Source organism: Cecembia lonarensis LW9 (assembly GCF_000298295.1).
GTDB classification, from domain to species: domain Bacteria; phylum Bacteroidota; class Bacteroidia; order Cytophagales; family Cyclobacteriaceae; genus Cecembia; species Cecembia lonarensis.
Map to the genome: position 1 here is coordinate 1 of NZ_AMGM01000029.1, position 13146 is coordinate 13146.

Sequence of the window (13146 nt, forward strand, 5' to 3'; positions counted from 1 at the left end):
CCCCCTTTTTTATTTAATTAGGGCATGCTTTTTATCTATCAATTTCTACAGCCCTTTGCTGAACTCTTTCAGGAAATTAAGATTCTTTTTAAATCCAAAAAGTTAACGCCTGAGGATATCAGCATACTGAACCGGTTTTTTCCGTACTATAAAAATCTCAGGCCTAAGCATCAACGGGAGTTCAGGGAAAGGCTGGTTCGTTTTATAGCCACTAAAGCATTTATTCCAAGAGGGGGGTTGAAAAGCATCAGCAGAGAAATGGAACTGCTCATAGGAGCTACAGCGGTAATGGTAATTTTCGGTTTTAGAAATGTGGAATTGAAGCATTTTTCAAGGATTTTGGTTTATCCAGATAATTACTATTCCACGATCAACCGTACCTATCATCAGGGCGAGGTGAATCCCAAATTGGGAATCATAGTGCTTTCATGGAAAAACTTTGTAGAAGGACAAAAGAATGCTGATGGCATTAACCTTGGTGTACATGAAATGGCACATGCCCTAAAGCTGGAAAATCAGATCCATTATAACCAAGAGAGCAATTTCTTTAATGTACCTGCTTGGAGGAAGTTTAACCAATTAGCTGAGTCAGCAAGAAACGCCATCAAAGAGGGTAGCAATACCTTTTTTAGAAAGTCGGCGGCAGCAAATCCCCATGAATTTTTTGCAGTGGCTTTGGAGGCTTTTTTTGAGACCCCTGAAGCATTCAAAAATCAGCATGAGGAGCTTTATAAAAGCCTTGTTTTTTTGCTCAAACAGGACCCTGTTGTACTAAAGAATTAGCTCATCTGACTGATTTTTATCCAAAAACATGATTTTAATCATGTTGCCTACTACCCTATGTCACCTTTAAAAAAAGTTGCTTGGTATAGTTTTGTAATAAATAATAGAAGCTATGGAGGGTAAAGTCGATAATTTGGTCAAGTTTGCAGTGCCGGATGAGATTGTTCATTCGCATTACTGCAAAGTACTGCCCAGCGGGTTTCCGCAACATTTAACTGAGGGCGGTGAAGGTTTATTGTGTAAGCCTGATGATGAACCCAGTTTGTTTTCTGCCCATCTCCCGGATGTATTGAATTGGCTGCATGGACTTGAAAAGCCGAAAGGCTTGGAAGATGAGCCCTGTCAGATTCCGGTTCTTCTTTTTGACCAGGAAATGTCTACCGAAAGGCTACTTTTTCATTACGACGGTACGCCAGCATCAGCACGTTTGATAAGGAATTTTGTAGCCCTATTCCAGGAAAATATCAAAGACAGTAAGGCAACCATTATTTCTCCCTCATTTATCCCCAAATCAAAACTGAGAGAAGAACAGGAAATCGTTCAACTCTTGGCCCAATCCACCGCAGAAACTTCCTTTATTAAATTCAATTTTTCACGCATAGGAGATTTTTGGTCTTATGCCGTAAAGCACAAGTGCACCCTATTGGTCACCACAAAGTATTATCAGTCCGATTTGGCAAAAGTCCTTTTTCACTTTTACAAAGGAGGCATGTGGTATGACCGATTGTCTTTTTATCTCTCGTATTAAGTCATATAATTTTATGATTTACGTCATGTTTTTTGGTCTTGATGCTCAGTAACTTGTGTGAAATGTCCGATCCATCTAAAATAGTACCCCAAAAAGAAATATCTACCTGCTTCCATTGTGGAGAGGATTGTAAGGATGAGATTCTTCATTTCGATGGAAAGGAATTTTGCTGTACGGGTTGTCAACTGGTCTATGAGGTCCTCAATGAAAATGACCTTTGCAATTACTACGATATTGCGGAAAACCCCGGATTGAGCCAAAAGGATCTGTCCAAAAGGGACAATCGTTTTGATTATTTGGATGATGCTGATGTCATCAAAAAACTGGTTGATTTCCAAAATGGAGCAGAAACCCATATTACCTTTAATATTCCTTTGATCCACTGTGCCTCTTGCATCTGGCTTTTGGAAAATCTACACAAGTTGCATGAGGGAGTAGTTTCCGGCAGGGTGGATTTTATCAAAAAGAAGGTTCAGGTTAAATTTTTACAGGATAAGATTTCTTTGAAAGACTTGGTGAAGTTACTCTCCAGAATTGGATATGAACCCACCATTAATCTGGCAGATACAGATAAAAAGCAAGTCCAAAGCATGGATAAAAAGCTCATCACCAAGTTGGCGGTGGCAGGTTTTTGCTTTGGAAATATGATGTTGTTCAGTTTGCCTGAATATTTTTCAGAAGCTGAATTGTTAGGCCAAGGTTTCAAAAAGACCTTCAATTACCTGAATGTATTGCTGGCTTTGCCGGTGTTTTTCTATTCTGCGACTGATTATTACCGTTCAGCTTGGCTTTCCGTTCGCAACAAAGCCGTTAATATGGATGTGCCTATCGCCATTGGCATCGTTACCTTATTTACATACAGTTTGTATGACATTTTCATACTGGGCAATGAGGGGTATATGGATACCTTAGGCGGGCTTTTGTTTTTCTTATTGATAGGCAAGTACTACCAGCAAAAAACCTACGATACACTTTCATTTGATAGGGATTATAAGTCCTATTTCCCAATTGCAGTCACCCGTTTGGTTAAAGATGAGGAAGAAGTAATCCCATTGATCAAACTGAATGTGGGTGATATCATCCGGGTAAGAAATTCGGAATTGATTCCTTCAGATAGCATTTTATTAGATGGTGAGGCCTTTATTGATTATTCCTTCGTGACAGGAGAAGAGGTGCCTGTTTCCAAGAAAAAGGGTGAGCTCATCTATGCTGGAGGAAGACAAAAAGGTAAGGCCATCACTTTGGCAGTTCAAAAATCACCATCGCAGGGTTATCTTACTGACTTGTGGAACAACGAATCCTTTGATAAGGACAAAAATCATGGTCTGGAATCCTTGGCCAATAAAATTTCCGGTAAATTCACCTTTACTGTCCTAATGATAGCCCTGCTATCCCTACTTTTTTGGATTTGGGCCGGCAATACTTCTTTGGGCGTTCTGGCCTTTACTTCCGTATTAATTATCACCTGCCCCTGTGCTTTGGCTATGTCTACACCATTCACTTTGGGCAATACCCTTAGGGTCTTTGGTCAGGGTAAACTTTACCTCAAAAATGCACAGGTAATTGAAAAATTGGCCAAAATCGATACAGTTGTTTTTGATAAAACGGGTACACTCACTGCCCCATCTGAAGCCAAGGTGCAATACTTTGGTGAGCCCCTTTCTGCTGAATCCAAATCCCTGATCAAGGCCATTGTCAATCAATCTACCCATGCTTTAAGTAATAGGATCAACACTTGGTTAGAAGGAATAAGGGCAGTCAGCCTAACGGGGGAAGTGGAAGAATTTACAGGAAAAGGACTAAGGACGAATTATAAATCCCAAGAAATCAAACTGGGTTCAGCGGACTTTGTCGGAGCAGACTCAAGTGGATTACCTAATGGTGGAAATCTGGTATTCTTTGCTGTGGAAGATTTTGTTCTGGGTTATTTCTTTATTCAGAGTGGTTTAAGAAAAGGAGTTGATCAATTGGTGGACGCTGTACAAAAGGAAAAAGAAGTCCACTTTCTTTCCGGTGATCAGGATCATGAGCGGCAAAACCTGAAAAGGGTCTTCGGAGACAATATACAAATGTCTTTTAACCAAGGTCCAAGCGATAAGCTTCAATACATCAAGTCATTAAATGCATCAGGTAAAAATACTTTGATGATAGGGGATGGTTTAAATGATGCCGGTGCCTTGAGAGAAAGTAGTATCGGAATTGCCGTAACTGATAAAGTAACCAACTTTTCTCCAGCCTCAGACGCCATCATGGACGCAGGTATGCTCTATAAACTACCAAAGTTCTTGGATTTCACCAAGACCAGCAGAAGTATCATCAAAGCAAGTTTTGGGCTTAGTTTCACCTACAATACTGTTGGTGTATTCTTCGCTGTTCAGGGACTGGTAAGTCCGGTTTTCTGTGCGATACTGATGCCGATCAGCAGTATTTCCGTGGTATTGTTCACCACGTTGACAACGAATTATATCGCCCATAAAAGAGGGCTCAAAGAAAAAATCTGGTAGATATGGAGGTAATATTTATTTTGATAGCAATTAGTTTAATCCTGGCGGGGACATTTCTTTTTCTCTTTTTCAGGGCAATGAAGGGGGGACAGTTTGAAGACAACCATACCCCTGCTATTCGGATCCTATTTGATAATGAACCAAAAACTAAAGATAAAAAAGTACCATCAACTAAATTGAAGTAAGTATGTCAGGAACAACACTGGAACAGTTCAATTACGATAATAAAATCGTAAAGTACTTCGGGGTCGCCACCATAGCCTGGGGCCTCGTCGGTATGTTGGTAGGTGTGATTGCAGCCACTCAGCTCTTTCTACCTGAAGCCAACTTAGGAAATCCGTATACCACATTTGGAAGAATCAGGCCGCTCCATACCAATGCGGTGATCTTCGCTTTTGTAGGTAACGCGATTTTTGCAGGGATTTATTATTCCATGCCAAGGTTATTAAAGGCGCCCATGTGGAGCAAGGCGTTAAGCTGGATCAACTTTTGGGGCTGGCAGTTAATTATCCTTTTGGCAGCGATAACACTTCCTCTAGGTCTCACTACGTCCAAGGAATATGCTGAATTGGAATGGCCAATTGATATTCTGATTGCAGTCGTCTGGGTAGCCTTTGGAGCCAACATGATCGGCACCATGATCAAAAGAAGGGAAAAGCACATGTATGTAGCCATTTGGTTTTATTTGGCCTCATTCGTGACCGTAGCGGTTTTACATATTTTCAATTCTTTGGCACTTCCTGTTTCTTTCTTCAAGAGTTACTCCGCTTATGCGGGAGTTCAGGATGCATTGGTTCAATGGTGGTATGGTCACAATGCGGTGGCATTCTTTCTGACTACGCCGTTTTTGGGATTGATGTATTATTACCTTCCCAAGGCTGCTAATAGACCTGTATATTCTTATAAACTTTCCATTATCCACTTCTGGTCTTTGATCTTCCTGTACATATGGGCTGGGCCACACCATCTACTTTATACTGCCCTTCCCGAATGGGCACAGGTCTTAGGTGTTGTCTTTTCTGTGATGTTGATTGCACCCTCTTGGGGTGGTATGGTAAATGGTCTTTTGACCTTAAGAGGAGCTTGGGATAAAGTAAGGGTTGACCCTGTTTTGAAGTTCATGGTGGTGGCAGTTACCGCCTATGGTATGGCAACATTTGAAGGGCCTATGTTATCCTTGAAAAATGTAAACGCGATTGCACATTACACTGATTGGATTGTAGCCCACGTTCACATTGGCGGTTTGGGCTGGAATGGTTTCTTCACCTTCGCGATGTTGTATTGGTTATGGCCAAAAATGTGGAAAACCACCTTGTACTCTACCAAGCTTGCCACCACACACTTTTGGATGGGTACACTTGGTATCATATTCTATGCATTACCAATGTATGTGGCAGCGCTGACTCAGTCTTTGATGTGGAAAGAATTCAGTGAAGCAGGTAGACTGGCTTATCCAAACTTCTTGGAGACAGTCATTCAAATTGTTCCGATGTATATGTTAAGAGCATTTGGTGGGCTTCTCTATTTATCAGGAGCTTTCCTGATGGTATATAACATGATAAAAACTGCCAAACAAGGCACTTTCCAAGAAGAGGAGGCAGACGAAGCCCCTGCTTTGAAGCCACATGTGGCAGAGCCAAATGAATTCTGGCACAGGGCATGGGAAAGAAAGCCTGTTTTCTTTACCATTATGGCTACTGTGGCTATCCTTATTGGTGGTGCGGTGGAAATCATCCCAACAATATTGGTAAAATCCAATGTACCTACCATTGCCAGTGTAGAGCCTTACACGCCTTTAGAGTTGCAAGGTAGAGATTTGTATATCTCACATGGCTGTGTGGGGTGTCATTCACAAATGATCCGGCCTTTCCGATCTGAAACTGAGCGATATGGAGAATATTCCAAAGCAGGGGAGTTTGTTTATGACAGGCCATTCTTGTGGGGATCGAAAAGAACAGGTCCGGATTTGCACCGTGTAGGTGGAAAGTATCCGGACAGCTGGCACTATCATCACATGGTTGATCCCAGATCTATGTCTCCAGGATCTTTGATGCCTCCTTATCCCTGGATGGCAACCAATATGATGAATCATAGTGACCTGCCTGCAAAAATCAGAACTTTACAGAAGTTGGGAGTGCCTTATCCAGAAGGATATGATGAGCAGGCCAATGCTGACCTCATGGTTCAAGCAGAGCAGATTGTAGCCAATCTCAAATCAGCTGGTGTTGAAGCCATGCCTGAATCAGAGATCGTAGCACTGATTGCGTATTTGCAGCGCTTGGGTACAGATATCAAAAAAACGACAGCTTCTAACCCTTAATCAGCAGCGTTATGAAAAAAGATATATTAAGTTCCATAGAGAACATCGAAATATACCCAATCATCTCCCTCTTGATCTTTGTGATTTTCTTTATCGGGATGTTTATATGGGTAATCAGGGTTGACAAAAAATATGTCGATCATATGAAGGAGATGCCTTTGAATGATGAATTAAAAAAGACCAGCGGCTATGAAAAAATTTAAATCCATAACTATGCTTTTGGCGGGGATGTTGGCATCCCTGCCAACCTTCGCTCAGACGAGCGATATGAACTGGGTGAATAACTTAAAGGAAATGGACAGTAGTCAGCTGACGCTGCTGGTCATTTTGGCAGTCATCTTAGGTGTGATCATCTTATTGTTGATTTTGATGATTTACCTGATGTCTTTCATGGTTACTGTTTTCAAAAGGGAAAATCCAGCTTTAGCAGCAGAGCCTTCATGGTGGGATGAGTTCAAGTTGAAGTATATCACCGGAAAAATGAAACCAGTAGGGGGTAAGGAAGAAAAAGACCTTATGCTTGACCATTCCTATGATGGGATTGTCGAACTGGATAATCACATGCCACCTTGGTTGGCCAATATCTTCTATATCACAATTGCATTTGCAGTAGTATATTTCACTTATTTCTCGGTACTGGGTTTAGGGAAAACCCAGATAGAGGAGTATGAAGAGGAGTTGCGAATTGCGGCTATAGAGGCCGAGCAAAGGTCTGCTTTGGCTTTGAGCACTATTGATGAAAATACGGTGGTTTTCGATAATACTACCGCGGCCATCAACTCAGGGAAAAGCATTTATGATGCCAATTGTGCTGCCTGTCATGCTTCTGACGGTGGAGGCGGTATCGGTCCTAACTTCACTGATGAATATTGGATACATGGTGGAAGTATCAACGATATTTTCCGGGTGGTAAAATATGGTGTCATTGAAAAAGGTATGATTCCTTGGCAGGACCAGTTGAGTCCCGAAGAAATGCAAAATGTTTCCAGTTACATCTTGACCTTGGTGGGTACCACACCTGCGAATCCTAAAGCACCTGAGGGAGAAAGGTATGAACCAGCTATCGAAGAGCCTATCGACGCATTAACTGAAGATGAGTTGGGGCTTGAAGAAGCAGAAGATTAATCAATTGATTATAGAGAGGGGAAAAAATGCCCCTCTCCTTAATAACAACAACCATGAGTACCAAGAATTCACAATTAGATCCTGATAAATTCCGGGATTCCTTAGGGACCGTCAAAGAAGATGGTAAAAGGAACTGGATTTATCCTAAAAAAGTAAGTGGTAAATTTTACAAATGGAGAACTTACCTGTCTTGGGTGCTTTTGGCCATACTGTTTATAGGTCCATTCATTAAGGTCGGAGGAAGACCCTATATGCTTTTCAATATTTTTGAACGAAAGTTTATTATTTTCGGAGCAGCTTTTTGGCCTCAGGATACCCACCTCCTGATCTTCTTATTGCTGATTTTCTTTGTTTTCATAATTCTTTTTACGGCGGTATTTGGTAGGGTTTTCTGTGGGTGGGCATGTCCTCAGACACTGTTCATGGAAATGGTGTTTAGGAAAATAGAATATTGGATTGAAGGAGATGCCAATCAGCAAAGGAAATTGGATGCCATGCCTTGGAATGGAGAAAAAGTCAGAAAGAAGGGCTTGAAAATGTTCATTTTCGTTTTGATCTCTTTATTGATATCTCATACGGTGATGGCTTACCTTATTGGTGTAGATCAGGTTGTTGAGATTGTTAGTCAGCCTCCTACAGAGCATATGGCCGGGTTTATTGGCCTGATGGCATTTACTGGAATTTTCCTCTTTATCTTCTCATGGTTCCGAGAGCAGGCCTGTATTGTGGTCTGTCCCTATGGCAGACTCCAAGGGGTGTTATTAGATGCCAATTCCATCAATGTGACCTATGACCATGTAAGAGGAGAACCAAGGACACCCATCAGAAAAAATAAAGTCGAAGAAAGCCCAAAGGGAGACTGTATCGATTGTGGCCTTTGCGTACAGGTTTGTCCTACAGGAATAGATATCCGGAATGGCGTACAAATGGAATGTGTGAATTGTACGGCCTGTATTGATGCCTGCGATGAGGTGATGGAAAAAGTAGATAGGCCCTTGGGTCTGATCAGGTATGCCTCTGATACCAGTATCATACAAAAAACACAAAAATTGCTTACAGGGAGGGTAAAATTATATTCCTTTCTGCTTTTGGTATTGGTAGGGGCTTTTGTAGCCTTATTGGCAACAAGAGAAGATTTAGGGGCCACAGTCACCAGATTTAGGGGGATGACTTACCAGCCCAGAGAGAATGGAGAGATCAGTAATCTTTATGAGGTGACCTTTATCAATAAGACATTTGAACCACAGGCCATTGCTTTAGAGCCAGAGGATAAGAAGTACCGCTTAGAAGTAGTGGGAGATCAGAATTGGACTTTGGAAGGTCAATCTAAGTTCGAAGGTAGGTTTTTTGTAGTTATCGATGGAGAAAGTATAAAGACCAACCAAGAGAATGTAGTGCTGTTACTTTCCCAAAATGGGAAAGTGATTGATAAATTAAAAACAAGCTTTGTAGGCCCTGTTGCCTCTAAGGAGTAAGGATCAAGTATAAAACATCAATAAAAAAACTTAAATTATGGATTGGGGAAAAGGAATCACAATGACATTGGCCGCTTTTGCAGTGCTTATGTTGTCCATGGTAGCCATCTGTGTAAAACAGGATGACATTCACCTGGTGACACAAAATTATTATGAAGAAGAAATCAAATATCAGGATCAAATTGATAAAATGATCAATACCAGTCAGTTGAATTATGAGGTGTTGGCTTATGATAATCAATTGAAAATTATTGATCTGCAGCTTCCGACAGGTGCTAAAGGAACACTTCATCTTTTCAGACCCTCCGATGCTCGTCTGGATAAAAAAATTGATTTTGACATTATTGATCCAAATGTGAATTCAGTTGATGTTAAAAACCTAAAACCAGGATATTGGAGGGTGAAATTGAGTTGGACTGAAAATGGTATCTCCTATTATCAGGAAAAGAAAATCAACATTTAAATGATTTGGACGGCATTTCTTTTAGGTTTTTTAGGTTCTTTTCATTGCTTAGGCATGTGTGGCCCTATTGCTTTGGCGGTATCTGCCAAGGACAGGAGCCCTTTTTTGAAAAACAAAATCATATATAACCTTGGCCGTACGCTAACCTATTCTCTTTTAGGGGGATTGATTGGTTTGGTCGGATTTTCCTTTTCCTTGGCAGGCATCCAACAATGGATTTCTATCCTGATGGGGGCGCTGATTCTGCTAATGGCATTTTTTTACAAGCAGTCTGAGCGATGGATTACCCAATCCGGGCTGTTTGGCTCCTTGCATCAACTCAAATCTTCCTTGGGAAGCCATTTGAAACGGGGAGGAAGTCAAGCCTTTTTTGTTTCTGGATTTTTAAACGGTTTGCTTCCCTGTGGCATGGTGTATATAGCGCTGATCGCCTCTTTGGCCCTCCAAAGTCCGATTCAGGGTGCATTGTATATGCTGTTTTTTGGGTTAGGGACCATCCCTATGCTGATAGGGGTCATGCTGACCGGAAAAATCATGTCCATTTCCCTAAGAAACAGATTGACCAAGGCAATGCCTTATGTGGCCATGTTTATAGGTATACTTTTTATAGTCAGGGGCTTGGGTTTGGGAATCCATTATGTCAGTCCTAAACTGCCTACTTTTGGTGATGGGAAAGAAACCACTGAGATGACCATTTGTGATTGATTTTTAGGTCATCTTGTATGGAATCCTATTCCCAAAAATTAAAAAATGCTGCCTCTTGTAACAAGAAGCAGCAATAGAAAAATGGGTTATCCGGGTTAAATGGCGTTACTGAATTGAAATTGCTTTTCTTCTTTTTGCTGCATTCGTTTGTCAAAAACCATACATACATTCCGAATGAAGGGCATTCCGGCATCTAATATCTGAATCCCGTTTTTATCAAATGCAATCAAACCTTCTTCTTCAAATATGAGAAGCCGATTGAAATTGGCGATTTCGATATCTTCAAAGAAGTCAATCTCCCAGCTTGCCTGTTGGTTGCAAATCAATTGAAGGATCAGATTTCTGGCTTTGATATCAGCATCTGTCAAGACATGCCCTCTATTTATGGCAAAATGACCATTTTCAATTTGTTCTTTATAAGCCTCAATTGTCTTGATGTTTTGGGCATAGGCGTAATAAATGTCAGATATAGAACTATTTCCCAACCCTATCAAAATCTTGGAAGGAGAAGTCGTATAGCCCATGAAATTTCTGTGCAGTGTTTTTTCCTCTTTGGCTATGTATAGGGGATCTTTTGGCAGAGCAAAATGGTCCATTCCTACTTCCAGGTAACCCATGCTTTTTAGAATTTCCTTGCCTTTTTCATACAGGGACCGCTTCTCCGACTCCTTGGGAAGAAATGCTTCGAAGCTTTTCTGTGCGGGAAAGGCTGAGGGCAAATGAGCATAAGAATAATAAGCGATACGGTCAGGCTGTAAAAGGGATACCTTTTCAAAGGTATCTTTGATGGTATCCATTGTCTGATGAGGCAAACCATAAATCAGGTCAAAGTTGACCGATTCGTAACCAATCTCCCTGGCCACTTCCGTGGCTTCTTTTACTCTTTCAAAGGGCTGAATGCGGTGAATGGCTTTCTGAACCTCCAAGTTGAAATCCTGAATTCCATAACTTACTCTTCTAAAACCAAGATCAAATAAGGTTTGTAAGTGTTCCCGCGTAGTATTGTTGGGATGTCCCTCAAAACTAAACTCAGCATGTTCCATGACAACAGCACGGTCAAGGATAAAAGAAAGTAATTCCCTCAGTGATGCCGGGGAGAAAAAAGTCGGAGTTCCGCCACCCAAATGAATACCGGCCAATTTTGGTTTGGCATCAAGCAATTTCAGATAAGCAGACCACTCTTTGATGATACTTTCAATATATGGTGTTTCTACAGCATGGTTTTTTGTAATCCGCTTGTTACAACCACAATAAGTGCAGAGGCTTTCACAATAGGGAAGATGGATATAGAGGGTGATGCCCTCAGTATCTCCAAAATCATGGTATGCATTTTTCACCAATTTGATCCAAGTACTTTCAGTTAAGTCATCCGCCCACAAAGGTACAGTGGGGTAGGAGGTGTATCTTGGTGCTGGTACATTGTATTTTTTAATTAAATCTGCCGCTGTAGTTGTCATATACGCCAAGTTTGGCACAAATATCCCCAGCATTCCATGGATTTTTAATGATGGGTATCTTGCTAAATCCTGATAAAAGTCATGGTTTTGATTTAGGTCAGTTTTTTACCCACGATATGAGGTTGGATTTTGATCGAAAAAATATTTACTTTTAAACAAACCTATTAACCCAATAACCATGGAAAACAATAAGATGATTGCATCAAGAAGAGAATTTTTGGCCAAGTCAGCAGGTTTTGCGGTCGGCTCCATTTTTTTGAACGGTATAGCCGAGGCCTTACAGTTACACCCCTACCCTAATCAAAAGATGAAGTTGGCTTTGGTAGGCTTAGGGATTCGGGGAGTCAATATGTTTGGTAGGGAAGTGCAAAGGATTTATCAGGAACAGGTGGAGTTTGTAGGTTTATGTGACAATAACGAGGGTAGGCTAAATTTTGGGAAAACCTATATTGGGGTGGACTGTCCCCTCTACACTGATTTTGATAAAATGTTGGCGGAACAAAGACCGGATGTAGTGATTGTTACTACTGTAGATAATACCCATCATACCTTCATCATTAAAGCGTTGGAGTTTGGGGCGCATGTCATTACTGAAAAGCCTATGACCACTGATGAAGTCAAGTGTCAGGCCATCCTGGATGCAGAAAGAAAGACTGGTAAAAAGGTAATTGTCACCTTTAATTACCGCTATTCTCCCCATAGGCAGCGCATGTATGAAATCCTTAGAAATGGAGAGATAGGAGAGGTGACATCTGTGGATTTCCATTGGTATTTGGATACTTCTCATGGAGCGGATTATTTTAGAAGATGGCATGCCTACAGAGAGAAGGGAGGGACCCTACTGGTCCATAAATCTACCCATCATTTTGATCTGTTGAATTGGTGGTTAGACTCAGATCCGGAAGAAGTTTTTGCCTATGGGGACTTAGAATTTTATGGTAAAAATGGAGCTTTTAGGCATACGCATTGCCGACCTTGTCCACACAAGAGCAACTGTGATTTTCATTGGGACATCACAAAGAACAAACACCTGGTAGACCTTTATGTGAACAATGAACAATATGATGGTTACCTGAGGGATGGTTGTGTTTATAGGGAGGATATTGATATTTTTGATAAAATGGCTGTACAGATCCGGTACATGAATGGGGTACAGGTAAGTTATTCCTTGACTTCTTACTCTCCCTATGAAGGTTACAGAATTGCTTTCAACGGTACTAAAGGGCGATTGGATGCCTGGATCAAAGAAAGTCAACCTTGGGAAGAACCTGCGCAGGATGAATTGAGGCTGACCAAGAACTTTGGTGCTTCTGAAATCATTGTGATCCCACATGGGGGTGGAGGCCATGGAGGAGGGGACACCCGCTTGAAGGATAAGTTGTTTAAAGATCCTGAAATGGCAGATCCTTACAGGCAATCCGCGGGAACAAGGGATGGGGCCATGTCCATTTTGGTGGGAATTGCGGCGAGAAATAGCATTGATACAGGCAAGCCGGTTAAAATCGCTGATCTGACTGATATACAGTTGATGAAATCAGGTAGGGGAAGTTGATTTAAAGGATTTTT

At 41.3% G+C, this 13146-nt stretch carries 12 protein-coding genes; 11 read left to right on the top strand and 1 reads right to left on the bottom strand.

Annotated elements, in window-relative coordinates; genetic code table 11:
* Window positions 1–24 precede the first annotated feature (24 nt).
* The 10 genes from B879_RS10335 to B879_RS10380 all read left to right on the top strand — a co-directional run bounded on the left by B879_RS10335 (window position 25) and on the right by B879_RS10380 (window position 10123).
* Window positions 25–783, top strand: coding sequence for a zinc-dependent peptidase (locus tag B879_RS10335; protein ID WP_009185122.1), 759 nt, complete (start codon window positions 25–27; stop codon window positions 781–783).
* A 112-nt stretch (window positions 784–895) separates the two neighbouring features.
* Window positions 896–1531 carry a hypothetical protein gene (locus B879_RS10340; RefSeq protein ID WP_009185123.1) on the top strand — a complete coding sequence of 212 codons (636 nt, stop codon included), beginning with the start codon at window positions 896–898 and terminating at the stop codon, window positions 1529–1531.
* A gap of 62 nt (window positions 1532–1593) precedes the next feature.
* Entirely contained in the window at window positions 1594–4035 is a 2442-nt protein-coding gene (locus B879_RS10345; protein WP_009185124.1) for a heavy metal translocating P-type ATPase, read from the top strand.
* Between the two features lie 2 nt (window positions 4036–4037).
* Window positions 4038–4220, top strand: a complete 183-nt coding sequence (gene ccoS, locus B879_RS10350) for a cbb3-type cytochrome oxidase assembly protein CcoS (RefSeq protein ID WP_009185125.1) — start codon at window positions 4038–4040, stop codon at window positions 4218–4220.
* 2 nt (window positions 4221–4222) lie between these two features.
* Window positions 4223–6355, top strand: a complete 2133-nt coding sequence (gene ccoN / locus B879_RS10355; protein ID WP_009185126.1) for a cytochrome-c oxidase, cbb3-type subunit I — start codon at window positions 4223–4225, stop codon at window positions 6353–6355.
* 11 nt (window positions 6356–6366) lie between these two features.
* Window positions 6367–6558, top strand: coding sequence for a CcoQ/FixQ family Cbb3-type cytochrome c oxidase assembly chaperone (locus B879_RS10360; RefSeq protein ID WP_009185127.1), 192 nt, complete (start codon window positions 6367–6369; stop codon window positions 6556–6558).
* Window positions 6545–7480 carry a cbb3-type cytochrome c oxidase N-terminal domain-containing protein gene (locus tag B879_RS10365; RefSeq protein WP_009185128.1) on the top strand — a complete coding sequence of 312 codons (936 nt, stop codon included), beginning with the start codon at window positions 6545–6547 and terminating at the stop codon, window positions 7478–7480. The genes B879_RS10360 and B879_RS10365 overlap by 14 nt, the downstream gene beginning before the upstream one ends.
* A gap of 53 nt (window positions 7481–7533) precedes the next feature.
* Window positions 7534–8955, top strand: coding sequence for a cytochrome c oxidase accessory protein CcoG (gene ccoG, locus B879_RS10370; RefSeq protein ID WP_009185129.1), 1422 nt, complete (start codon window positions 7534–7536; stop codon window positions 8953–8955).
* 37 nt (window positions 8956–8992) lie between these two features.
* Window positions 8993–9418, top strand: a complete 426-nt coding sequence (locus tag B879_RS10375; RefSeq protein WP_009185130.1) for a FixH family protein — start codon at window positions 8993–8995, stop codon at window positions 9416–9418.
* Window positions 9419–10123 carry a sulfite exporter TauE/SafE family protein gene (locus tag B879_RS10380; RefSeq protein ID WP_009185131.1) on the top strand — a complete coding sequence of 235 codons (705 nt, stop codon included), beginning with the start codon at window positions 9419–9421 and terminating at the stop codon, window positions 10121–10123.
* 95 nt (window positions 10124–10218) lie between these two features.
* Here B879_RS10380 and hemN read toward each other — a convergent pair whose 3' ends face one another.
* On the bottom strand, window positions 10219–11580 hold the full coding sequence (gene hemN / locus B879_RS10385; protein WP_040400451.1) for an oxygen-independent coproporphyrinogen III oxidase: 1362 nt from the start codon (window positions 11578–11580) through the stop codon (window positions 10219–10221).
* 178 nt (window positions 11581–11758) lie between these two features.
* Here hemN and B879_RS10390 point away from each other — a divergent pair, with 178 nt between their 5' ends.
* Window positions 11759–13132: a Gfo/Idh/MocA family protein gene (locus B879_RS10390; protein WP_040400447.1), complete on the top strand. Its 1374-nt coding sequence runs from the start codon at window positions 11759–11761 to the stop codon at window positions 13130–13132.
* Window positions 13133–13146 lie beyond the last annotated feature (14 nt).

Bases quoted from the DNA above. Each gene is read 5' to 3' on its own strand.
- ccoS (WP_009185125.1), top strand. From the start codon at position 4,038: ATGGAGGTAATATTTATTTTGATAGCAATTAGTTTAATCCTGGCGGGG.
- B879_RS10380 (WP_009185131.1), top strand. From the start codon at position 9,419: ATGATTTGGACGGCATTTCTTTTAGGTTTTTTAGGTTCTTTTCATTGC.
- B879_RS10360 (WP_009185127.1), top strand. From the start codon at position 6,367: ATGAAAAAAGATATATTAAGTTCCATAGAGAACATCGAAATATACCCA.
- B879_RS10375 (WP_009185130.1), top strand. From the start codon at position 8,993: ATGGATTGGGGAAAAGGAATCACAATGACATTGGCCGCTTTTGCAGTG.
- hemN (WP_040400451.1), bottom strand. From the start codon at position 11,580: ATGACAACTACAGCGGCAGATTTAATTAAAAAATACAATGTACCAGCA.
- B879_RS10365 (WP_009185128.1), top strand. From the start codon at position 6,545: ATGAAAAAATTTAAATCCATAACTATGCTTTTGGCGGGGATGTTGGCA.
- B879_RS10390 (WP_040400447.1), top strand. From the start codon at position 11,759: ATGGAAAACAATAAGATGATTGCATCAAGAAGAGAATTTTTGGCCAAG.
- ccoG (WP_009185129.1), top strand. From the start codon at position 7,534: ATGAGTACCAAGAATTCACAATTAGATCCTGATAAATTCCGGGATTCC.
- ccoN (WP_009185126.1), top strand. From the start codon at position 4,223: ATGTCAGGAACAACACTGGAACAGTTCAATTACGATAATAAAATCGTA.
- B879_RS10345 (WP_009185124.1), top strand. From the start codon at position 1,594: ATGTCCGATCCATCTAAAATAGTACCCCAAAAAGAAATATCTACCTGC.
- B879_RS10335 (WP_009185122.1), top strand. From the start codon at position 25: ATGCTTTTTATCTATCAATTTCTACAGCCCTTTGCTGAACTCTTTCAG.
- B879_RS10340 (WP_009185123.1), top strand. From the start codon at position 896: ATGGAGGGTAAAGTCGATAATTTGGTCAAGTTTGCAGTGCCGGATGAG.